This window comes from Hyphomicrobium sp. 01T421, from assembly GCF_056398805.1.
The window spans coordinates 887,897-909,309 of sequence record NZ_JBFTQC010000001.1 but is presented as its reverse complement, the minus strand read 5'-3'; the positions used below and the strand labels follow the sequence as shown (position 1 = coordinate 909,309).

At 60.0% G+C, this 21,413-nt stretch carries 20 protein-coding genes; 8 read left to right on the top strand and 12 right to left on the bottom strand.

Annotated features, from left to right (window positions below; translation table 11 throughout):
• Positions 1-4: 4 nt before the first annotated feature.
• The 3 genes from AC1DK3_RS04185 to AC1DK3_RS04175 form a co-directional block, all read right to left on the bottom strand.
• Complete coding sequence (locus AC1DK3_RS04185; RefSeq protein ID WP_477191024.1) at positions 5-526, bottom strand: flavin reductase family protein; 522 nt, start codon at positions 524-526, stop codon at positions 5-7.
• Entirely contained in the window at positions 523-1,926 is a 1,404-nt protein-coding gene (locus AC1DK3_RS04180) for an acyl-CoA dehydrogenase family protein (RefSeq protein ID WP_477191023.1), read from the bottom strand. The genes AC1DK3_RS04185 and AC1DK3_RS04180 overlap by 4 nt, the downstream gene beginning before the upstream one ends.
• Positions 1,927-2,017: 91 nt before the next feature.
• Complete coding sequence (locus AC1DK3_RS04175; RefSeq protein WP_477191022.1) at positions 2,018-2,947, bottom strand: helix-turn-helix domain-containing protein; 930 nt, start codon at positions 2,945-2,947, stop codon at positions 2,018-2,020.
• Between the two features lie 79 nt (positions 2,948-3,026).
• Here AC1DK3_RS04175 and AC1DK3_RS04170 point away from each other — a divergent pair, with 79 nt between their 5' ends.
• Positions 3,027-3,635: a helix-turn-helix domain-containing protein gene (locus AC1DK3_RS04170; protein ID WP_477191021.1), complete on the top strand. Its 609-nt coding sequence runs from the start codon at positions 3,027-3,029 to the stop codon at positions 3,633-3,635.
• A gap of 33 nt (positions 3,636-3,668) precedes the next feature.
• Here the strand turns inward: AC1DK3_RS04170 and AC1DK3_RS04165 are convergent, their stop codons facing one another.
• Positions 3,669-4,280, bottom strand: coding sequence for a helix-turn-helix domain-containing protein (locus AC1DK3_RS04165; protein WP_477191020.1), 612 nt, complete (start codon positions 4,278-4,280; stop codon positions 3,669-3,671).
• Between the two features lie 200 nt (positions 4,281-4,480).
• Here AC1DK3_RS04165 and AC1DK3_RS04160 point away from each other — a divergent pair, with 200 nt between their 5' ends.
• A complete protein-coding gene (locus AC1DK3_RS04160; protein WP_477191019.1) occupies positions 4,481-5,995 on the top strand; it encodes an aldehyde dehydrogenase family protein in 1,515 nt (504 codons plus the stop codon).
• A 132-nt stretch (positions 5,996-6,127) separates the two neighbouring features.
• Positions 6,128-6,691 carry an NAD(P)H oxidoreductase gene (locus AC1DK3_RS04155; protein ID WP_477191018.1) on the top strand — a complete coding sequence of 188 codons (564 nt, stop codon included), beginning with the start codon at positions 6,128-6,130 and terminating at the stop codon, positions 6,689-6,691.
• A gap of 3 nt (positions 6,692-6,694) precedes the next feature.
• Here the strand turns inward: AC1DK3_RS04155 and AC1DK3_RS04150 are convergent, their stop codons facing one another.
• From AC1DK3_RS04150 to AC1DK3_RS04130, 5 genes are all read right to left on the bottom strand, one after another.
• Positions 6,695-9,145, bottom strand: a complete 2,451-nt coding sequence (locus tag AC1DK3_RS04150) for a GcvT family protein (RefSeq protein WP_477191017.1) — start codon at positions 9,143-9,145, stop codon at positions 6,695-6,697.
• A gap of 100 nt (positions 9,146-9,245) precedes the next feature.
• Positions 9,246-10,055 carry an ABC transporter permease gene (locus AC1DK3_RS04145; protein WP_477191016.1) on the bottom strand — a complete coding sequence of 270 codons (810 nt, stop codon included), beginning with the start codon at positions 10,053-10,055 and terminating at the stop codon, positions 9,246-9,248.
• Complete coding sequence (locus AC1DK3_RS04140) at positions 10,048-10,920, bottom strand: ABC transporter permease (protein WP_477191015.1); 873 nt, start codon at positions 10,918-10,920, stop codon at positions 10,048-10,050. The genes AC1DK3_RS04145 and AC1DK3_RS04140 overlap by 8 nt, the downstream gene beginning before the upstream one ends.
• A 17-nt stretch (positions 10,921-10,937) precedes the next feature.
• Complete coding sequence (locus tag AC1DK3_RS04135) at positions 10,938-11,942, bottom strand: ABC transporter ATP-binding protein (RefSeq protein WP_477191014.1); 1,005 nt, start codon at positions 11,940-11,942, stop codon at positions 10,938-10,940.
• Positions 11,943-11,950: 8 nt separating this feature from the next.
• Positions 11,951-13,114 carry an ABC transporter substrate-binding protein gene (locus AC1DK3_RS04130; protein WP_477191013.1) on the bottom strand — a complete coding sequence of 388 codons (1,164 nt, stop codon included), beginning with the start codon at positions 13,112-13,114 and terminating at the stop codon, positions 11,951-11,953.
• Positions 13,115-13,128: 14 nt separating this feature from the next.
• Here AC1DK3_RS04130 and AC1DK3_RS04125 point away from each other — a divergent pair, with 14 nt between their 5' ends.
• Positions 13,129-13,335 (top strand): hypothetical protein, encoded by a 207-nt coding sequence (locus AC1DK3_RS04125; protein WP_477191012.1) that lies wholly within the window; start codon positions 13,129-13,131, stop codon positions 13,333-13,335.
• 466 nt (positions 13,336-13,801) lie between these two features.
• Here AC1DK3_RS04125 and AC1DK3_RS04120 read toward each other — a convergent pair whose 3' ends face one another.
• From AC1DK3_RS04120 to AC1DK3_RS04110, 3 genes are all read right to left on the bottom strand, one after another.
• Positions 13,802-15,196: a cytosine permease gene (locus tag AC1DK3_RS04120; RefSeq protein WP_477191011.1), complete on the bottom strand. Its 1,395-nt coding sequence runs from the start codon at positions 15,194-15,196 to the stop codon at positions 13,802-13,804.
• Between the two features lie 9 nt (positions 15,197-15,205).
• Positions 15,206-16,492, bottom strand: coding sequence for an MFS transporter (locus tag AC1DK3_RS04115; RefSeq protein ID WP_477191010.1), 1,287 nt, complete (start codon positions 16,490-16,492; stop codon positions 15,206-15,208).
• A gap of 105 nt (positions 16,493-16,597) precedes the next feature.
• Positions 16,598-17,614 (bottom strand): Lrp/AsnC family transcriptional regulator, encoded by a 1,017-nt coding sequence (locus AC1DK3_RS04110; protein WP_477191009.1) that lies wholly within the window; start codon positions 17,612-17,614, stop codon positions 16,598-16,600.
• Positions 17,615-17,779: 165 nt separating this feature from the next.
• Between AC1DK3_RS04110 and AC1DK3_RS04105 the strand changes: the two genes are divergently transcribed.
• From AC1DK3_RS04105 to AC1DK3_RS04090, 4 genes are read left to right on the top strand one after another with little or no spacing between them, the layout of a single operon-like run.
• Positions 17,780-18,856 (top strand): LLM class flavin-dependent oxidoreductase, encoded by a 1,077-nt coding sequence (locus AC1DK3_RS04105; protein WP_477191008.1) that lies wholly within the window; start codon positions 17,780-17,782, stop codon positions 18,854-18,856.
• Positions 18,853-20,568 carry an amidohydrolase gene (locus AC1DK3_RS04100; RefSeq protein ID WP_477191007.1) on the top strand — a complete coding sequence of 572 codons (1,716 nt, stop codon included), beginning with the start codon at positions 18,853-18,855 and terminating at the stop codon, positions 20,566-20,568. The genes AC1DK3_RS04105 and AC1DK3_RS04100 overlap by 4 nt, the downstream gene beginning before the upstream one ends.
• Entirely contained in the window at positions 20,555-21,085 is a 531-nt protein-coding gene (locus AC1DK3_RS04095) for a flavin reductase family protein (protein WP_477191006.1), read from the top strand. Before AC1DK3_RS04100 ends, AC1DK3_RS04095 begins: the two co-directional genes overlap by 14 nt.
• Positions 21,082-21,381, top strand: coding sequence for an EthD family reductase (locus AC1DK3_RS04090; protein WP_477191005.1), 300 nt, complete (start codon positions 21,082-21,084; stop codon positions 21,379-21,381). The genes AC1DK3_RS04095 and AC1DK3_RS04090 overlap by 4 nt, the downstream gene beginning before the upstream one ends.
• Positions 21,382-21,413 lie beyond the last annotated feature (32 nt).

Sequence of the window (21,413 nt, the reverse complement as noted above, 5' to 3'; positions counted from 1 at the left end):
CCTCTCAGGAAACGCGTGGAGTGTCGGCAACAATCGGATGGAACTCGCCGCGGAAGAAGACCAACGGGTTGCCCTTCGGCGCGCGCCGCATTTTCACAACTTCGCCGACGACGATTTCGTGATCGCCGCCATCGTATGTGGTCCACAGACGGCACTCGAACGTCGCGATGGCGTCCGGCAGAACGGGGCACCCTAATGATCCGCGATGCCATTCGACGCCATCGAAGCGATCGGCGATCGGGGCTGCGAAACGCTTTGCGAGTTCAGCATGTTCATGGCGAAGCACATTCACGCAGAACGATCCGCTGCCCTTAACAAGGCCGACGCTCGCCGCCCCTTTCCGGACGCTGTAAAGTACCAGCGGCGGGGTCAGGCTGACGGGCTGGAAACTCGACGCGGTCAACCCGAAGCGCACACCCTCTTCCGTCGTTCCGGTGATGATCGTGATGCCCGTCGCGAAACAGCTGAGAGCTTGCCGCAGATCCAGGGGATCTTCGGGAGATATCCAATCGTCGGCTGCCATCATTCTGCGGCGACCTTCTTGGTCTGAAGCTCGGAAGTCAGCTTCTCAATGATTTTCTGTTTGCCCGCGTCGTCGAGCTTGCCCAGTTCAATCATCAGAACGGGCTCATCGACTTTCTGATTCCACCAGTCGATCGCTTCGGCGCCGAACAGGCCCCATTTGCCAACGAGCTGGGCGGTAACTTCGTTGGACGGCGCCATAATCCAACCTGCCTTCGAGTCTCGTAGGAGACGCTCAAGCTCAACGTCGCGCATGTAGCCACGGCCGCCGCAAGCCTGGAGCATCTTGTCCGAAACCTCGAACGAGAATCGCGTGGCAAGAAATTTTGCCTTGAAGCACCAGAGCGCGAACTCGGCGCGCGGCATTGCCTTGGGATCGTCGTAGTAGATGTCCCAGCGGCCACCATCCGTTGCGTCGTCCAAAGCCTTTGCAACAGAGTAGGCATACAAACGCGAGGCTTGGGCATCCATGATCGCGCGGCCGAACGTATCCTGAATCGTCGGATAATCGGCGACGCGGCGGCCATACTGGACGTGCGCCTTACGCGTCACATGTCTTTTGGCGACGTCGATACACGCGAGCCCGACACCGTTATACGAGCCGGCGTACATGAGCATCGCCAGCGGATCGATCGCCTCGTCGTTAGACATGGCTCCGTCACCAGGCCAGCCGACGATGCGGTTTGCGGGAACCACCGTGTCGATCTCGACGGGGCCGGACTGGTTGCCGTGCATTCCCAGCGCGTCCCACTTGCCTGCGGAACCTTTCACTTCGTTCTTGTAAAAGAGGAATACGGAAAGGTTGCCGTAGTTGCCGTCGAAGTCCGGGCTCGTCGTCTGAGAGATATACCAGTCGGCGTAGCCGGACGACGTCGTCCAGGCGGCTTTCTTGTGCACGTGCCAGCCGTCTTCGACGCGTTTTGCGCCGGACATTTTGGGATACCAGAAATGGCCGCCGGTTTCGGGATCGGTGTATGATGCGGTGCCGATGAGGCATTCGCTGTCGATCCGCGACAACAGACTCTCGATCTCGGTATTGCCTTTGGCGCGATAGACGAGCCCGGCGACGGCCACCATGTGCATCATGTAGATCAGCGCGGTGGACGGACACCCGTACCTTGCGATGGTCTCGGCGATCATCGTGATGCCGACGTGATTTTCGCCTCTACCGCCGAATTCCTTGGGCACGATCGCAGCCAGAAGCCGAAGCTTGGCTAGCGCTTCAATGTTGGCGCGCGGATAAGCATTCGTCTTATCGCACTCGATCGCGTTCGGCCGCAGGACGTTGTGGCAAACCTCGATCAGCTCACGGCGAAGCTGTTTTTGCTCTGTCGTTAAAAACCAGTCCGGATTGAACTCTGCATCCAGTCCGCAATAGGCGCTATCGCCCCACATTGTCGTCATGCTCATCTCCCGCGAGCGGCCACCTCGCCCTTGCGGGGGGAAGATGGGCGGGAGAAGAGGCGCCGGTCTCTCGGAATATTGCCAATTTTGCTCAGGAAAGGGCGCGGCGGCGCCATTCGCGGGGAGGCATGCCGACGTGGCTAAGGAAAACCTGGCCGAAATGGCTCTGGCTTTCGAATCCGACGAGCGAGGCGACGTCGATAATCGTCGTGCTGCGGTTCAAGAGCAATTCTTTGGCGCGTTCGATGCGCAGCCCGACGAGCCAACGGTGGGGCGGCGTCCCGATGGCCGTCTTGAATGCTCTCACGAAGTGGAAGCGGCTCAACCCCGCGGCGCCTGCCAGGTCGTCGAGCGAGATATCTTCCGAGAGGCGATCCTCGACCAGCGACAGCACGCGGCGCAGTTGACGCGCCGTTAACGCGCCAGCCGTGTTCGCAACGGCTTTTCCGTCTTTCTGGCAATGGCGGAACAGGATGCGGCGCGCGATGACATCGGCGGCCATATCGAAGAAAAGCGGCGAAATGCTTCCCGGACGCTGCATTTCTTCGGTGAGTGCCAGGATCGTATGGCGAAGCGGCGTGTCCGTGAACGCGAGGCGATCGGAGATGTCCGCGCGGCCGTTGCCGGCCTCAGCCGCAATCCTGTCGAGAAAATCGGCATGCAAAAATACGTGCGCTTCTTCCGTCGGCCGGTCCCAGCGCCACACGTTGCTGCGCTCCGCTGCCATGATCAGGGATTGACCGGGCAGAACACGTCCTTTGACCTTTGCGCCGCCGAGGCACGCTTCGATGACCAACGGTCCGCCGAGCGCAACCGAGATATAATGAAAAGGGAGCTTCGGACATTCGACTTCTTCCGCCAAGCCGTCGAAGCGGAAATGACCGATTGCTAGAACCGGCGAGGCCGCGAAGCTCTGAGGCCCCACGGGGCTGCCGCCGAGTTTGCCTATCCACGCCTTCGCCGACAAAATATCGGGATGGCCATCACGCGCGGGCGCAGAGCTATCGGGCAAATTCATCATTGCGAAATTATGCCTTGCAAATTTCGCCTGACAAGATGAAATTTTAGGCGTGACTAATCAATGGCCTGGGGGAACGCAAATGCCGGCGTCAAACGAGAAGGCGGCGACGGCTTCGGAGGACGCGGATCTGACGCCGACGCGCGTAGGTGCGGAAATTCGCGACCTGCGAAAAGCCAAGCGGCTGACGATAAAGGAGCTTTCCCTCGCGACATCGCTGTCGATCGGGCATCTGAGCGAGATCGAACGCGGTATAGCCTCCCCCGGCATCAAGACGCTGCATGATATTGCCAAGGCGCTCGGCGTCACCATCGGATGGTTTCTGCATAACGCGGAGGGTGGAGATCCGGACGAGCGCGATTACATCGTGCGCGCGGGCAACAGGCGTACGCTGCGCTTTTCATCGGGGATAACCGACGAGTTGCTGTCGCCCAATCTGCGCGGCCAGCTCGAGTTGCTGATGTCGCGATTTCCGCCCGGATCAACGGAGACCGGATCGCCCTATACGCATCACGGCGAAGAGGCGGGGCTCGTTATCGCCGGGTCGCTCGAACTCTGGATCGGCGAACAATCGTTCACGCTGCGCGAAGGCGATAGCTTCAGCTTTCCTTCGACAACGCCTCATCGCTACCGCAATCCGGGCAGCGTAGAGACCGTCGTCGTCTGGGCAATCACACCGCCGTCTTACTGACGCCCCAAAGTGTGGCGCTCGAAACGTTGCCGCTCAAAAGATGGGTGGCGTGCATGCGCAGGCCACAACCGCTTCGGTCTTGCCGACGTTGCGTAACCAATAGGGAACGCGCCCGAAGAGCTGATAACCACCACCCTTGCGCAGGCGGTAAGTCTCGCCGCCGACTTCGACTTCGATCGTCCCTTCAATGACCAAGACTGCGGTTTCCCCGTCGTAAATGATGGGATCATCGCCGGTGCCGGCGCCAGGCTTATAGCGCTCAATGAACATTTGAAGCCTCTTTTCCCGGCGCTCACTGCCGAGAACGCGAAGATCGGCAGCGCCGCGGGAGACGACGGCGAGATCTTCCGCATTGTAAAAAAGTGCGTTTTTCTGCGACACCGGTAGCGCGAAGAAATCCGCAATTGAAATCGGTATGGCGGTCAGCAGACGATGAAGCGACGCGAGTGATGGTGCGTGTGTTTCCTGCTCTATCGTCGATACGGTCGCGTTGGTGACGCCCGCACGCTTGGCGAGTTCGCGTTGCGAAAGGCCTGCCGCCTCGCGCACCTGCTTGAGCCGCGACCCGACGGCAAGTTCGCTTGCCTCCGCGCGGGCGCGGGCCTTTGCGGTCACTTCAACTACCGCTTTTTTTCGCTCAGCCATCGTCTTCCCATCCACGCGAATGTCCGTGTTTCGCAAATACGTTCCAGCGCTTGCGCGTTACCCACGTCATCACGTTTGGATGCCGGGTCGTCAACGCTCAGATTGACGTCGCGAAGCGCGATGCCGATCATATTTTTGTAGCGCACTGTTCGATAAATTTATACACTGAGCTTCTGAACTCAGCAACGGAGTAGAGACCAATGGCGGCTCTGGACGACTTCGCATTCCTGTCCGGCAAGATCTATGTCGGGGGCAAATATGTTGCCAGCCGCGCGGGCGAGCATTTCGACGTCATAGATCCGGCGACGGAGGATAAGCTCGGGTCGATCGCCGACTGTCCCGACGACGAAGTCGACAGCGCCATCGACGTTGCGAATGACGCGCGCCGCGTTTGGATGGCGATGGACGCGCGAAGCCGCGCCGTCATTCTGCACGACATTGCATCGACGCTTCGCCGTGGCAGCCGCCCGTTCGCCGAATGCCTGACGCGCGAAGAAGGCAAGCCGTTCAAGGAATCCACCGACGAGGTTTCCTGGTGCGCGACCGCAATCGATTATTACGCCGAGCTCGCACGGCACGAGACCGGACGCCTCGCCGGCGCTACGGTTCCTGGGCAATTTCATTTCAGTGTGAAGGAACCGCTCGGCACGATCGTTATCATTCTGCCGTTCAACTATCCGCTCGTTCTGTTGTGCTGGGAAGCCGCGGCGGCGCTTGCAGGCGGAAACTCCGTCATCATCAAGCCGCATGAACAAACAAGCCTGACGACGCTCAAGTTCATGGAGGTTTTCGCGGGTCTGCCGCCCGGATTGCTGCAGGTCGTGACAGGCGGCGCGCGCGTCGGCCAGCGCCTCATCGCGAGCCCGAAGACGCATGGCGTTGCGTATACCGGCTCCGTTGCGGTCGGTCAGGCCGTGGCGCGGACGTGTGCGGAGAGTTTCAAACCGAGCCTCATCGAAGCTTCCGGCAACGATCCGTTTATCGTCATGCCGTCAGCACCGCTCGACATGGCTGTCAGAGGCGCCGCCTTCGCTGCGTATCTCAATTGCGGGCAGGTCTGCACATCGGCTGAACGCTTCTACGTTCATGAAGACACTCACGACGCCTTCGTCGAGGGCCTCGTCGCCGAGGCACGCAAGCTTCGCATCGGCAACGGTCTCGGCGCGGTCGATCTCGGGCCGCTCGCGACCAGCCGTCAGCGCGATCGTTTCGAAGGACTGATCGCTCGCGCACGCCAACAAGGCGCCAAAGTGGAAACCGGCGGCGGACGCCCCGCAGCGCTCAACCGCGGCTGGTTCGTCGAGCCGACCGTTCTCTCCGGCGTCACTCCCGACATGGAGATTCTCAACGAAGAGCCGTTCGGTCCCGTCGCGCCGATCTGCAAGGTGAAGAGCTTCGATGAAGCCATCACGCTCGCCAATCGTTCGCGGTTCGGGCTCGGCGCCAATCTCTATTCGCTCGATATGGATGAAGCTTTCCGCGCAGTGCGCGAAATCGAATCCGGCATCCTCTGGGTCAACGCGCCTCTTCTGGACAACGACGCGCTGCCCTTCGGCGGACGGAAGCTCTCAGGAAGCGGTCGTCAGCTTGGACCGGAAGGCCTCGCGCAGTTCCAGAATACCAAGTTCGTGATGATCGATCCGAAAGCTTCGAACCAGGACTTCTGGTGGTTCCCGTATTCCAAGGCGGAAAGCTTCGAGCCGGCCAAGTCGTAACATCTCGGCCACTCGTCCTCCTTGCTAACGGAGCGGGGGCTTCATGCGGCCGGTCGTTGCCATGTTATGATGGCGCGCCGGGCCCGGGGCCCCCGCAGTCCTGCCCTTCCCTTCACCGAGGATTACGCACGGATGAAAGTTCTGCTCGTCACCGCGCATCCGCGCTCTGACTCGCTCACGCATGCCGTTGCCAAGGCTTTCGCCGAAGCCGCGATGAAGAACGGACACGAGATCGAAGTTGCCGATCTCATGGCTGAATCTTTCGACCCCGTTCTGCGTGAACCCGACGAGCCTGACTGGGCCAATCCCAACAAGGTCTATTCGGCTGCGGTTCAGAGCGAGATGGCGCGAATTGAGCGCAATGACGCGACCGTGATGGTCTTTCCGGTATGGTGGTGGTCGATGCCGGCTCTACTCAGGGGCTGGATCGACCGCGTTTGGAATAACGGCTGGGCCTACGGCGATAAGAAATATCCGCAGTCGCGCGCCTGGATGCTGGCCATTGCGGGCAATTCGGCCGAATCCTTCGCGAAGCGCGGCTATGATGAAGCCATGCGCACGCAGCTCGAAGTCGGCATTCTCGGCTATTGCGGCGTAGCGGATACGCGCCTCGAACTTCTCCACGGCGCGATCGATGGCGCGCCTCAGCCAGAAATCATTCTCGCTAGGGCGCGCCAACTGGGTGCAGAATTCTAGCCCTTAGGCTTTGATGCGTTCGCTCTTCGGGTCGTACCAGGGCCCCAGCTGTGCGCGCGCCGGATAGCGCTTCCACGCAACTTCGACTTCGAGCGGCGCGGCGGCGAGCCATGCAGCGTCGACGCCCTCTTCGCAGCGCACGTAACCCATCCCCAGCGAAGCGCCGATACGGTGACCGTAGCCGCCGGATGTGATCGAACCGATCACCTTGCCGTCGCGCCAGATCGGCTCCTCATGATAGAGCAACGGCGCGTCGTCGCCTTCGAGTTGGATTTGGACCAACCGTCTTTTCAGCGGACCGCTTTCGCGCTGCTTCAGGAGCGCCTCGCGGCCGATGAAACCACCCTTCTTGTCCCAGGCGACGGCAAACCCGAGCCCACCTTCGAGCGGCGTGTCATCCTCGCCGATGTCGTGGCCCCAGTGCCGGTAGCCCTTCTCCATGCGCAGCGAATTCATCGCGAAATAGCCGGCCTGCTTCAGGCCGAAGGCTTTTCCTGCTTCAACCAGAACGTCGAAGATGTGTTGGGCGAATTCGGCCGGCATCAGAATTTCGAAGCCGAGTTCGCCGACGAAGGTCACGCGGTTCACGCGCGCCTTCGCGTAGCCGATCTCGATTTCGCGGCTGGTGCCGAACGGGAATGCGGCGTTCGAGAGATCCGCATTCGAGATGGAACTCAGAAGCTCGCGCGACTTCGGACCCATGAGCGCCAGCATCGGCAGTCCGGAAGAGATGTCGCGCGCGAAGACGTGCGCATCTTTCGGGAGGTGCCGCGTCAGCCACGCAAAATCGCGAACCTGCGATACCGCAATCGAGACCACCATGAACGACGTCTCCGAGAGGCGCGTGACGGTTACGTCCGCCTCGATGCCGCCGTGCTCGTTCAGCCATTGCGTGTAGACGAGACGGCCGACCGGAACGTCGATATCGTTGGCGCAAATGCGATTGAGCGCGGCGCAGGCGTCGCGTCCGTCGACGGCGAATTTCGTGAAGCAGCTGTGGTCGAACAAGGCGACGGCGTCGCGCGTCGCCCGGCACTCTTCCGCCGCCAAGTTGAACCAGTTCTGACGCCCGTAGCTGTATTCGATTTCGGGCTTCGTGCCGGGAAGACCGAAGAAGCCAGGGCGCTCGAAGCCCGCAGCCTCGGTCATGAACGCGCCTTGCGCGATCAGCCTGTCGTGGAACGGACTGCGGCGGACGTTGCGGGCCGTTTCGAACTGCCGATAGGGCCAGTGCATATCGAAAAGCAGGCCGAGCGTTTCAGTCGTCCGGTCATACAGATACTTGCTGTTCGACTGGAACGGCATCATGCGGCGAACGTCGACGTCGGTCAGCTCGACTGGCGGACGGCCGTCGCGGATCCATTGCGACAACGCCTTGCCGACGCCGCCGGACGACAGAATGCCGATGGAATTGAAACCGCAGGCGCAGAAGAGGTTCTCGACTTCCGGCGTTTCGCCGAGCAAATACCGGTCATCGGGCGTGAAGCTTTCGGGGCCGCAGAAGAAGAGCTGAATGCCGGCATCAGCAAGCATCGGTACGCGGTTCATCGCCCTTTCCAATATCGGCTCGAAATGCTCGAAATCTTCGGGCAGCGAGTCGAAACAGAAGTCAGGCGAAATGCCTTCATGTCCCCAGGGCTTGGCGTTCTTCTCGAAGCAACCGAGCAAAATCTTGCCCGCGTCCTCTTTGTAGTAGGCCTCCTCGTCGGTGACGAAGAGAACTGGAAGATCGCGCGGCAGGTTCGGCAGCTGTTCGGTGACGATGTAGAAATGCTCGGCGGCGTGGAGGGGAAGCGATACGCCGCTCAGCGCCGCGAGATCGCGCGACCACATTCCGCCGGAGATGACAACCTTATCGGCGCGGACTTCGCCCTGATCGGTGATCGCGCCGACGGCGCGGCCGCCTTCGACGAGGATGCGCTCGACGCGGATGTTCTCGAGGATCGTGGCGCCGGCCTTGCGTGCGCCCTTCGCCATCGCAATCGTCACGTCGACCGGATTGACCTGCCCGTCTTTCGGAGCCCAAAGGCCGCCGACGAGTCCGTCAGTGTTCAGTGGCGACCAGCGCTCCTTGAGTTCTTCCGGCCGCAACACCTCAACGGGTAGACCGAAATTTCGCGCCATCGAGGCGCCGCGCTTCAACTCTTCGAAACGTCCTTCCGTCTTCGCGGCGCGGAGCGCACCGTTCTGACGGAAGCCGGTTGCCTGTCCTGTTTCAGCTTCAAGGCTGGCGAAGAGTTCGCCCGTGTACTTCGCGAGCTCCGTCATGTTGCGCGTGGCGCGGAGCTGAGTGACGAGGCCGGCTGCGTGCCAGGTCGTGCCGCACGTCAACTGCTTGCGTTCGCAAAGCATGACATCGGTGATGCCGAGCTTCGCCAAGTGATAGGCAATCGAGACGCCGGCAACGCCGCCCCCGACAATCAGAACCTCAACACGATTCCGGAACGACGACATCAAACCTACCTATCGACTGATTTTCCCTACGCAGAATTTCATCCGTCATCGTGAAATTTTCAATCGAAATTTTCACGTTAGTGATTTTTGTTGGGGGTTTTTATTTTTTGCGGCGACGGGAAAGTCCGTACCAGACGTAGGCGAGACCAACGGCCGTGAACACCGAAGCGGCCAACACGAACGACGCGACCGCGATCTGAGGCGTCGCGCTCGAACGGAGCGACAGCCAAAGCATGACCGGCAGCGTCTGCGTTTCGCGCGTCGTCAAGAACAGCGCCATGATGAATTCATTCAGCGACGTGATGAATGCAAACAGGCCGGCCGACACGATGCCGGTCATCGCGACTGGCATGATGACGTTGAAGAAGGCCTTGAGCGGCGGAGCACCGAGATCGCCGGCCGCCTCCATCAAGCTTTTGTCGAGCGTTTCAAACGTCGGCACGAGAACCGTGATCGCCAACGGTAGCGCCCAAAGCGTGTGAGCGCACGCGACGAGGAATTTGGAGCCGAACAGATCTTGGCCGAACAAACTGACGGAGCCGAGGCCCATAGCCACCGATATGCCGAGCACGACGCCCGGAACGAAGAGAGGCAAGATCAAAAGCGTTTGCAAGACAGGCCGGGCTTTTTTGCCATTCGCCAGTGCGTAAGACGCCGGCAGCGCCAGGACCATCGACATGAACGCGGTCAGAATCGCGATGTGGAGTGAGTTCCAGGCGGCGTTGATCCACTGCGCGTCGTTGAAGAATTGTCCGAACCAGCGTCCGGAAAAGCCGCGGATCGGAAAGCGGATGACGTTGTCGTCGCTGAACGCCATGACTGCGGTGATGCCGAGCGGAATCAGCACGTACAGAATGAAGAGTACCGCGAAAGCGCGATGGAGATATCCGAAGGCGCGGTCCTCAAACATGGCTCGATGCCTTTCGATGCCGGAGCCATTGCGTCACGAGCGCCGTCGTCGCGATGATCGCGATCAATACGACGGAAATCGCGGCGGCCATCGGCCAGTTGCGGCGCGTCAGCATCTGAAGCTGTATTTCGTAGGGCATCGTCCAGAGCGAATCCGGTCCGAGCGCGTTCGTGGTCGCGTAGATGCCCATCGTGAAGACGAACGCCTGCGTGAACGCCGCTGCTATGCCGCCTTTGGCGAGGGGCAAAAGGACCGTGAAGAAAGTTCGCAGTGGCGATGCGCCGAGATCACCGCTGGCGGTTAGAAGATTGCGATCGATCCCGTTTAGAACGCTCAGAATCGAGAAGAAGCAATATGAAATCGAGATGTAGGAAAGGCCGACGACAGCCGCGATTTGCGTGCCGAGAAGGTTGACCTTCTGATCGCTGAGACCCGTCGAGATCAGCGTATAAGATAGGAGACCGTTCGAGGGGAAGAACATCCGCCATCCGATGATGACCGAGACCTCGGAGATCAGCATCGGCGCGATGGCAATGGCGAGCAACATTAGCTTGTTGCGGCCTTCGCGTAGCCAAACATATTGTGCGAAGAAAAATGCCGCGAAGACGGTGACGACAGCGGTGACCAACGAGATGTAGATCGTTCTGCCGATCATGGCGAGCATGTTGGGCTCGGTCAGCACGACCAGATAGTTGTGCAGCGACCAGGCTTCCACATAGACCCCTTGTGCAGGATGTATGTTGAAACTCATGCGCAGCAGATAGAGCAGCGGCCAGCCGAAGGCGAAGACGATGAACACCAGCGTCGGCAGCATCAGCCATGGGATGCTCGGCAGTGCTGCAGAGACCTTTGAGCGGCTCGGCACGATGTCAGCCTCGACGCTCATGAGTTGGGAAAATAGGTTGCGTCGGCGGTCTTCCAACCGACCTTGACCATGTGGTCGGGGCCGACGGCCGGAGCGGCCGGGCTGTCGAAGAAAAGATTGCCGCGATCCGTCTCGGCATGAATGCGATATGTGCCGCCGAGGTACTCGACCGATGTGATGCGCGCCACCACCTCGTTTTCGGCGCCGGCTCCGTTGACCAATCCGAGGTTTGTCGGACGGATGAAGACTTTTCCGCTGACCGCGTCAGGGCCTGTTGCGCCGGTTGCGGGCGGCAGCCGCAGCGAGCAGGACTCGCCGACGAAGGTGTAGACGAATTCGCTGGCAGGTCTTTCAAATATTTCGATGGGCGAACCGATCTGCTCGATTTTGCCCTTGTTCATGACTGCGATGCGATCTGAGAGCGCCATTGCCTCGCTCTGATCGTGCGTCACGAAGACAGCGGTGTAACCGAGTTCTTCGTGAAGGCGGCGGATTTCGCTGCGCAACTCGAGCTTCAGCTTGAGATCGAGTGCGCTCATCGGCTCGTCGAAGAGCAAAATACTTGGTTCGACGACCATGGCACGCGCCAACGCCACGCGCTGGCGTTGGCCGCCGGACATCTCTGCCGGATAGCGTTGGCTGAAGCTCTCCATCCTCACGACGTCGAGGATGCGCTTCACGCGCGGGGCGATATCGCCCTGCGATACGCCGCGCATCTTCAATCCGTAAGCGACGTTCTCCGCCACCGTGAGGTGAGGAAACAACGCTCCGGATTGAAAGACGGTGGCGGTATCGCGTTTATAACTCGGCAGGCGATCGACTCTACGCCCCATGATTTCGATGATGCCGCCGTCAGGACGATCCATCCCGCCGATGAGACGGAGTGTGGTCGTCTTCCCGCAGCCGCTCGGGCCGAGAAGGGTGAGAAACTCACCCTTCTCGACCGAGAGATCGATCTCATCGACTGCGGCGTGATTTCCATAACGCCTGACGACACGTTCCAACCGAAGGGCGCAAACCATATTCAGTCTTAGCCCTTCGAAGTCTTGAGCACCGCTTGTTGGAAGCGGGCGCCCATTGCATCGAAGTTCGGCAACAACCGCTCCAGGCCCTGCATCGTCATCAAGCGCACATTTTTCACCAAGTCTTCGTTCGTTACTGGATAGTTGTTCCAGAAGGCCGGAACCGTTACGTCCTTACGCGACATCACCGACATCTGCACCTGAATGAAACGATCCTGCGTTTCTTTTTCAAGCAAATATCCGAGGAAGGCGTCGGACAGCGCATCGTGCTGCGTGCCCTTAACCTTGATGTACCAATCGCCGTAGGCGACGGTGCCGTCGGCCGGAATGCCGGTCTTGAAGGTGGGGCCGCCGTTCTGCATGAGCCCAAGAGCGTCCGCCGAATAGATCTGCGCAAACGACGCCTGCTCCTGCAGCATGAGGAACGAGAGTTCCGCGCCATCCTTGTAGTACTTAGCAGGACGCAGCCGTTCAACCGCGTCGAAGATGGGATCGGATGCCATTCCGGGCTTCCAGTCGTAGAAGGTGTCGAGATCTTTCTTGGCGCCCCAGATCGTCGAGATGGCGATGAGCCACCAATAGGCGCCGGCATCGAGAGCGAGCTTGCCCTCGAGTTCTTTGTCCCACATCGTCGCCCAACCGAGCGGCTTGTCGCCGGTGAGCGCAGTGTTCAAAAGCGGCAGAGAAAAGCCGAGACCCAATGGCACGCCGTAGTCGCGAGCGGATTCCGGCCGTGCCGTGAGATAGAACGGCTGCACTTCGGAAAGCTGAGGAAGCTTGGACCTGTCGGTCTTCGCGTAGAGACCTTCGGCGAGCGCGCCGAGCGTGGTGTATTCTTCGGAGACGGTGATATCGAACGGAGGCTTGCCTGCCGGCGCCGCCTTCATCTGCGCGACCATCTGATCCCAGCCGCCGACCAACGACACCTTCGTGCCGTACTTGGCGTTGAACGGATCAGAAATTGCGGTCTTGAACGAGTCCAGATAACCACCCGACCAAGCGCACACCGTCAACTCTTCGCCCTTGAAGGCATCCTTAGCGTCGAGTGCATAAGCGCGCCCGATAATTGCGGGCATCGGCAAAAGCGCGGCGCCGGCCAGGACACTGCCGTTCTGCAGTATCTGGCGGCGGGACAGAGTCTTCTTGTTGGTCTTACCTTCACCGTCATTCATTTCAGAAACTCCCGATGGCTGCTGGTGCTGTTGCGAAGTGGGTCAGGTGGGATCGCGTTTCGCCCGAGTTCGATGACCGGAAAAAGCCTCGTCGCGCCGGTGCCTGGATCGGCATGATGACGAAGCCCTGTATGACGAAGGCCTGTATGACGAAGGCCGGTGCGCTGATGAGCCGGCGCGCGTTCCGCGGAGCGAAGAAGACGAATTGCCCGGGCTTTTGAAAAAGCCACGGCCGGCGCATTGCGCGGCCCGATCGCCACTTCGGCATTCCAAGACTGCATCGTGCCCCCGCGGCGCTTGGCCGACATTGAAGACCGTTCAATTAGTCCGCTCAACGCGCGTTGCGTCTCACGTCCGTCGAATTGCGCCTCGATTGGAATGTTTGTCCAAGTTCGAGGCAGATTGCGCATCAGGTAAGCAGCTGCGAACCGTAAAGCGTATTTGTGAAGACTTTGACGACCGTATTTCGCAAATTGATCTAAGTCAACGACCTCCTTCCGCTCTTATGGGCTTTCTTTTTACAGTGGGCGCCCTGATACCGGTCGCGCGTCGTCACCTGATTTCCATACGCATCCTGAGCGGGACGACGCGAAGCGTCTCTCGAAATATTGCGCAATGGTGCGGGCGGCGGGTTTATCCGCGCGCCCTCAGGCTTAGGGCGCGCGGTCCGGCTCAACAGTCCGAGACCTACTTGTAGTCGCCCTTCCGCATGCGGATGACGAGCAGACGCGTTACGGCGACGAACACGATCCCGGCAACGAGAGCGGCCGGCAACGAAGCGGTCGTATATTCGTAAGGCCACCTGCTCGCGTACGAGACGGGATTCAAAAGATAGAGATACGTGGCGAAACCTGCCGCCATCGCGAGCAGAGCAGCCGGATTGAAGCCGCCCCAGAATTCGTAAGGCGTGCCTGGTCCGTCTTGATAGATCCCGCGGACGTTGAGCAAATTGCGGCGCAGCAAAAAGGTATCGGCGATTTGGATCGCGCATAGCGGCGCAAAGAAGACTCCGATGAACGCCAAGAACGTGCCGAAGTTCGAGAAGAACTCTTCGGGGATGAGAATGCCGACGGCCGCGACCGGCACGATCGAAAACAGAATGAGCGTGCCCCAGCGCGCATCTCCGAGAGCCGGCACGCGGCGCAGGCCGATGGCCGTCGAATAGACACCGGCGAGCGATGGCCCAAGATTGGCGGCCATGATCAAAAGCAACGCAATGAGGCCATAGAGCGGGCCGCCGAGAGACACGAGCCACGCGGTCGGGTCCGGCACCTGCAGCACCAACATCGCTGCGAGCCCGACGACGCTCAGCAATGGCAGCGACAATCCCATCGCCAGCATGGACGGCAAGACGGACTTCGACGGAGAGGGCGATTCACGGACGATTGTGCCGAAGTATGCCCAGAACCCCAGAAGCGAAACGATACTGATCTCGACGCCCGTGACGTAATTCCAGGCCAAGCTCGGCGAAGCCATCGACGGCTTCGCGACGGCCAGGGCTTCGGCGTTCGAGGAGAGCAGCTGGTAGAGCATCCAAATGCCGATGCCCACGACGACGACGAAGAGCACGTTGGAGGCGGCCTCGAGGCCCTTAAGCCCGCGCAGCAGCACCAGATAGACGACGATACACGTCACCGCCGATACGATCCTGACGATCGTGAGCGAGCTTTCCGGATCGGCCAATCCAACCGTGATCAGAGCTTGAGCAACGGCTTTTCCGAAGAATACGAGTAGCAGGGTATTCCAGCCGATGATCGACGCATATTGAAGGAAGACGGTGATCAACCAGCCGCGATTGCCGAATTGGGGCTTCGACGCCGCGATCGAGTCGATGCCGTATTTCGTCGACATCGGCACGACGGCAAGCGTGAGCATCAGCATCCCGATCATCGATCCTGCGATCAACGCGGAGACACCCATTTTGAAATCGAGATAGAAGGCGACGTACTGGCCAATGAGGTAGGACCAGTTCCCGCAGGCGGTCACGAGCAGAACGACCGTCAACTGTCTTGTCGTCCACGTCCGGTCTTTGACCGTCAGCGGCCAGCCGGATTCGGCTACGCTGTCCTGCGTCGAACTCATTTTCCCCCCTTACGATTTCTTCGCGATTTTCTTGATTCCAAAGTCCATCGAGAGAACCAGCACGGCACCGGCCAGCATGAAGACAGCCAACAGCGCGATGGCATACTGCGAGGACGCGCCGTGCTGCTTGGCGAAGCCAACCAGATACGGGCCGAAAAAACCACTGCTGTTTGCGACCGAATTGATGAGAGCGATCCCGGCTGCGGCGGCGGGTCCTGTGAGGATCGCTGCCGGTACGGTCCAGAAGACCGGGAAAATCGACAGTGTGCAAGCGGACGCGATCGTCAGCAGGACAAGCATCAGAATTGGTGAAGATACGAAAGCGCACAGCCCAAAGGCCGCCGCGGCGACAAAGCCCGGGATCGCGATATGCCAAATGCGTTCGCCCGTTTGATCCGAATGGCGCCCCCATGCCCACATAAAAAGCGCAGAGATCAAGTACGGCACGGCGACGACGAAGCCCGTTTCAGTATTCGTCAAGGACATGCTCTTGACGATTTGGGGCAGCCAAAAGCCCAACCCATAGAGTCCGATGCCTGTGCCGAAGCACGACGCGGCGAGGACGAGCACGCGCCGATCCGTTAAAGCCCCACGGATCGAGTGACTGTGACTTGGGATATCCACTTCGCGGTCGGCCTTGAGCCTGGCGAGCAGTGCATCGCGCTCTTCTTCGGACAACCATTTGGCCTTAGCGGGCGTATCCACAAGAACGAAGAAGCAGATCACGCCAAGGATGATTGCGGGAACGGCCTCGAGCACGAACAGCCATTGCCATCCACGGAACCCCCAGACGCCGTTCCACGCATCCAGGATCCAGCCCGACAGGGGAGATCCGATCACCGTGGATATCGGAACAGCCATCATGAAAATGGAGACGACGCGGGCGCGTTCCGCCGCCGGAACCCAATTGGTGAGATAGTAAATGACGCCGGGGAAGAACCCCGCTTCGGCCGCGCCAAGCGTGAAGCGTAGAACTGCAAGAACTTTGACATCGGTGACGAATGCAGTTGAGGCCGACAACAGGCCCCACGTAATCATGATCCGTGCTAGCCAAATTCGCGCGCCTACCCGCGACATGACGATGTTGCTCGGAACCTCGAAGAGGCAATAGCCGAGAAAAAACACGCCGGCGATGAATCCGAACGCTTCAGGCTGGATCGAAAGATCCGCATTCATTTGAAGTGCTGCGAAGCTGACATTGACCCGGTCCAGGTAGGCCGTGAAATAAGCCGCGATCAGCAGAGGCAAGACTCGATACTGCACTTTGGCGAGCGCACGAGAGAGCGGTGGCGACATATGATGATGATCCGTGATGCGGGTTCTGAGAGATCAGCCGAGAGGCGATGCTCTGCTCGAAAGGGCTCGCTGGGGGTTGGCGGAGAAGCAGGACATGCAGGGCCGTCAGGCGCCCGCCCGTTCCTGCTGGTCGGATATCGTCTCATCGCGGATGGTCGAGAGACGCTTGTAAAAGAGATTGCTGTAGATCGACACTTCGAGCCGAGCGACGCCCTGAAGCGACCGGACGCTCTGGTCGATCACATCAAGCAATTCGCGATCGGTCTGGCAGATGAATTCCGTCAGGATGTCATAGCGCCCGGCGCAGATGACGATGTAGGTTGTATTCGCCAATCGCGCCAATGCATCGGCGACGTCCTTCACGCTATGCCCGGCCGCCACGTTGATCCCGACCCACGCCATCGACCGGAACTCGAGGCTCATCGGGTTTATCAACGCGATGACACTGACGGTGCCGGTATCAGACAGATTCTTGAATCGTAAACGCACTTGGCCTTCGGAAACGCCGAGCTCATCCGCGACTTGCAAAAATGGCTTGCGTCCGTCCTCGCTCAGCGAGCGAATGATGCGAACATCCATTCCATCTATCTCGCGCGGCCGCACGCCCGTCTCGCTCTCGGCCTTGTTCTGCGCGGCCGCGAAGTGCGCGAGCTGATAGTGGAGACTGAGGTAGGGCACTATTTCGATCGTCTGAATGCCCTCGATCTTACCGACCTCGTTTTCGATCGTCGCCTGCAGTGCGGCCCGGTCGCGACAAAGAACTTCGGCGAAAAGAGAAAAATGAGATGCCGAAACGACGACGTAATCGATCGAGGGAATGCTCTGCAGCTGCCGCGCAATTTCACTCGCTGGACGGTCCGGCCGGTTCGTCATGCAGAGGAGCGCCGCCGAGCCATAGCCCAGCACGGATGGATCGGTAACCGCAGTAATCTGCATCACCCGCTGCTCGATCAAATCGAGGACGCGCGTACGCGCGGTCTTCTCGGTCACTCCGACTTCGCGCGCGATGCGTGAGAACGGCATGCGTCCGTCCGCTTGCAGCAGCGAAACGATGCTCCGGTCGAGATTGTCGAGCGATGCAACGAGCCGGAGATAATCCGGCGTCGTCATAGTTCCCTTCATTCAAGCCTCCCCAACCCTCAGCATACACCGCTCCTGCGAAAGAGCCGAACCTCACGATTGGATCAAGCCCGGAATGCGTTTCCCAGTCTTGACACGGAAGTTAGTACGAATTACAGCATTATCTCATGATATTTTGACGAATTACGGTTATGGGAGCGGCCATCGGTGAAAGTCGGGATCTTGCAGGAAGGCGAGGTGATGCCGGGCATGAGTTACGCCCAGCGCTACCGGGACATCATCGAAGAGGCTGCTCTGGCAGACAAGTTGGGGTTCTCGACCTGGGGAACTTCGGAACAGCATTTCAGCCCTCCCCGGTTCACCGTCTCCGCTCCCGAGGTGCTCTACGCCGCCGTCTCGCAGCACACCAAGCGCATCAAGCTGCGCGTCATGTGCTCGGTATTGCTGAAATGGAATCATCCCATCCTCGTCGCCGAGCGCCTTGCAACGCTCAACATCGTTTCCAACGGCCGCGCAGAGATCGGTACGGCGCGCTCCAACAATCTCACGACGCTCGGTGCCTTCGGCGTGAAGCCGACGGAGACGGTCGAGCAATGGAACGATTCCATGGAAGTGCTGGCCAAGATTTTCGCCAGCGACCAGCTCGAGCATGACGGTCCTGTTTGGAAAATCCCCAAGAGAACGATCGTCCCCTCGTTCGATAAGGAAACGCATCCTCCTGTGTCCGTCGCCGCCTCCAGCGTCAAGACCCATGCTTCGGCGGGCGAGATGCAGATCGGCGCAATGTGCTTCGAGAATTACTTCGGGTTCGATTACCTACAGGAATGCATCAACGCCTATCGCAATGCCTATTCGACCGGCCGCAACGCGATGCCTAACCCCAATTCCTACATGGGGCTTTACGTGGCGACTTCGTTCTGCGGGAAGACGCGCGAGGAAGCGGTCCGTGTCGCCCGCGATGTGACGCTCGGATATTTCAAGTTCATTCTCGATCTCTACGTGCCGCTGTCCAAGAAGCCAAGCTACGAATACCTCGACCGGATTCAGCTGCTCGAGGCCAACGAGACCAACCTCGACTTCCTGCTGAGCGAGACGGCTTCGGTTCTGGTCGGCTCTCCGGCAGACTTCATCGAACGGCTTCGCAAGCTTGAAGCAATGGGCATCGATGAGGTTTTGCTGCGCATCGATGGCGTTCCTCACGAAGATATCATGAAGTGCATCCACTTGATCGGCACCGAGGTCATTCCCRCTGTCGACCGCGAGCATAAGATTGCAGCTGAATGACCGGAACCGATAGCACTCCAGAACCAGCAGACATCGTCGTTCTCAGCCGTCGCATCATAACGATGGATCCTGAGACCGATCCGCGGATCGAAGCCGTTGCCGTGCGAGGCAAGCGCATCTTGCGCCTGCTCCGCCGGGACGAAATCTCAGCGGTCACCGACGAGAAAACGCGGATCATCGATGTCGGCGACCGTCCCGTCATGCCGGGTTTCGTCGATCCTCATGCTCATATCGAAGTCGCCTGCCGCTCATCTTTCGGCGTGGTTGATTGCCGGGCGCCTCAGTGCGGAACCATCGACGCCGTCGTTGCGGCATTGTCTGCGAAAGCCGTCGAGACGCCGCCCGGCGAATGGGTTGTCGGCCAGGCCAATCTCTTTTTCGACCGCAAGCTCGCCGAGAAGCGCTTCCCGACGCGCTACGAACTCGATCGCGTGAGCACCGCGCATCCGGTCGCGCTGCGTGCCGGCGGCCACCTCACCATTCTCAACTCGAAGGCGCTTGCGGTCTGCATGATCGATCGCAACTATTCCCCGCCTCCCTACTCGATCACTGGGCTTCCGAGCGTCGAGCGCGACGAGTCGGGCGAGCCGACCGGCATCGTGAAGGAGATGGATAATCTTCTACCGTTCTCGGCGATGGATCGCGAGCAGCTGGCCGCCGCGTTGCAGACGGGCATTCCGAAGCTCTTCACGCAGTTCGGCGTCACGACGATCGGGGAAATCTCCGAGACGGTCGACGGACAGCAGATCATGAACGATATGGCGGCTCGCGGTGACCTGCCGGTATCCGTGCGCACCTACCTTTGGGCACCGGGAACACTGGCGCTCGAGGCTGCCTGCAATTGGAAGAAGAGCATTTCCGTCACGGCGCCGGACGATCTCTTCCGTATTCAGGGCGTCAAGCTGTTCGCCGACGGTGGCTTCTCGGCGAAGAGCGCGGCCGTCAAATTTCCGTATCTCGTGTGTGGATGCCGCGGCGGCCATACATTCCGCGGCGAGGTCGCGCTCGATAAGGGCTTTGCACAGCGCGCGATCGAACTGACGCAGAATGCGGGCTTGCAGTTGGCCGTTCACGCCAACGGCGACCGGGCGCAGGAATGGGTTTGCGATACGCTTCTCGAAATGGGCGGCGCTCCTACAGGGCGGGTCCGCACGCGTATCGAACACGCGGGCAACCTGATGCCTTCCGAGGTGACGGCGGACAAATGGGCTGCGGCGGGCATCATCCCCGTTCCCCAGCCGGTGTTCCTCTATACCTTCGGCGAATACTTCCCCGATTATCTCGGCGAGCACGGCAAGATCGGCCGCTTCTCGTTCTCCACGCTCATGAAGCAGGGTTGGCGGTTGTCGGGCAGCTCGGATGTTTGGGTCGGCTCGGAAAGCGACGCGACGAATCCGCTTTTCAGCGTCTGGTGCTGTCTCAAGCGGCAAACGTATTCCGGCGCGACGCTCGACGCCGACGAAGCGATCACGCTCGATCAGGCGCTTAGACTGCACACGCTCGACGCCGCATCCGTGCTCGGCGAAGACGATGTTCGCGGCAGCATTGCCCCCGGCAAGTTCGCCGATCTGATCGTCTTGGATCGCGATCCGCACGCCGTTGCCGTCGACGAGTTGCCGAAGCTCAAAGTCGATCTCGTGTTCAAGAACGGCAAAGAGATCTGGAACCGTACGACGGCTCCGGGGGATGGCGGCGCTGATGCTTCACACTAGCGAGTTCGCGATGGAACGCCCGCGGCCTGTCGATCCTGGTGAGTTTCGCTCGGCGATGGGCGACATGCCGGGCGCGGTCACGGTCATCACGTCATGGGGGCCCGACGGCGCGCCATCGGGGGCGACACTTTCCGCGGTCGTTTCGCTGTCGCTCGACCCGCCGCAGATGCTGGCGTGCTTCGATCATGGATCAAACACGCTCGCGGCCATCCAGTCTCATGGCCGCTTTCTGGTGCACGTGCTGGCGCACGGCCAGCAAAGCGTCGCAATGAAGTTCTCCGGCAAATCGCCGGATAAATTCAGAGGCGTGGAATGGGAGGCCGACGTTTTCGGGCTCCCGCGGATCGACGGCTGCGTCGTCGCGGTCGCATGCGAACTCGATAAGATCATCGAATCCGGTGACCACAAGATCGTCATCGGCCGGGTGGTCGAAATCGAGCGCGCGGGCGAGTTGAACCCAATGGTCTACGCGCGCAGAAAAATGCTGCCATTCGAAAGCGACGGAGCGAACCAATGATACGCCTCACGGTCATTTACAATGTCCCAGCCAATGTGGCTGCGTTCGACGCCTACTACAGAGACGTGCATTGTCCGCTGGTCGACACAATGCCCAACGTCCAAGGCTTCAGCTATAGCCGCGGCGCCGTCACCAGCAGCGATGCCGCGAAGCCGGTGCATCTCGTCGCGTATCTCGACTATGCTTCCATGGCCGATCTCGAGGCGTCTCTCAACTCGGAATCCGGCAAGGCGGCGGTGGCTGACGTCGCCAATTTCGCCGACGGCGGCGTGACGATCTTGACGACTGAGATTTAAGGCGCAGCGAACTTGGCAGGCGCACAGATATA

Coding starts and splice junctions, on each gene's coding strand:
- AC1DK3_RS04165 (WP_477191020.1), bottom strand. CDS start 4,280: ATGGCTGAGCGAAAAAAAGCGGTAGTTGAAGTGACCGCAAAGGCCCGC.
- AC1DK3_RS04175 (WP_477191022.1), bottom strand. CDS start 2,947: ATGATGAATTTGCCCGATAGCTCTGCGCCCGCGCGTGATGGCCATCCC.
- AC1DK3_RS04090 (WP_477191005.1), top strand. CDS start 21,082: ATGATACGCCTCACGGTCATTTACAATGTCCCAGCCAATGTGGCTGCG.
- AC1DK3_RS04145 (WP_477191016.1), bottom strand. CDS start 10,055: ATGTTTGAGGACCGCGCCTTCGGATATCTCCATCGCGCTTTCGCGGTA.
- AC1DK3_RS04180 (WP_477191023.1), bottom strand. CDS start 1,926: ATGACGACAATGTGGGGCGATAGCGCCTATTGCGGACTGGATGCAGAG.
- AC1DK3_RS04115 (WP_477191010.1), bottom strand. CDS start 16,492: ATGTCGCCACCGCTCTCTCGTGCGCTCGCCAAAGTGCAGTATCGAGTC.
- AC1DK3_RS04095 (WP_477191006.1), top strand. CDS start 20,555: ATGCTTCACACTAGCGAGTTCGCGATGGAACGCCCGCGGCCTGTCGAT.
- AC1DK3_RS04185 (WP_477191024.1), bottom strand. CDS start 526: ATGATGGCAGCCGACGATTGGATATCTCCCGAAGATCCCCTGGATCTG.
- AC1DK3_RS04160 (WP_477191019.1), top strand. CDS start 4,481: ATGGCGGCTCTGGACGACTTCGCATTCCTGTCCGGCAAGATCTATGTC.
- AC1DK3_RS04130 (WP_477191013.1), bottom strand. CDS start 13,114: ATGAATGACGGTGAAGGTAAGACCAACAAGAAGACTCTGTCCCGCCGC.
- AC1DK3_RS04150 (WP_477191017.1), bottom strand. CDS start 9,145: ATGTCGTCGTTCCGGAATCGTGTTGAGGTTCTGATTGTCGGGGGCGGC.
- AC1DK3_RS04125 (WP_477191012.1), top strand. CDS start 13,129: ATGGCTGCTGGTGCTGTTGCGAAGTGGGTCAGGTGGGATCGCGTTTCG.
- AC1DK3_RS04170 (WP_477191021.1), top strand. CDS start 3,027: ATGCCGGCGTCAAACGAGAAGGCGGCGACGGCTTCGGAGGACGCGGAT.
- AC1DK3_RS04100 (WP_477191007.1), top strand. CDS start 18,853: ATGACCGGAACCGATAGCACTCCAGAACCAGCAGACATCGTCGTTCTC.
- AC1DK3_RS04155 (WP_477191018.1), top strand. CDS start 6,128: ATGAAAGTTCTGCTCGTCACCGCGCATCCGCGCTCTGACTCGCTCACG.
- AC1DK3_RS04120 (WP_477191011.1), bottom strand. CDS start 15,196: ATGAGTTCGACGCAGGACAGCGTAGCCGAATCCGGCTGGCCGCTGACG.
- AC1DK3_RS04135 (WP_477191014.1), bottom strand. CDS start 11,942: ATGGTTTGCGCCCTTCGGTTGGAACGTGTCGTCAGGCGTTATGGAAAT.
- AC1DK3_RS04110 (WP_477191009.1), bottom strand. CDS start 17,614: ATGAAGGGAACTATGACGACGCCGGATTATCTCCGGCTCGTTGCATCG.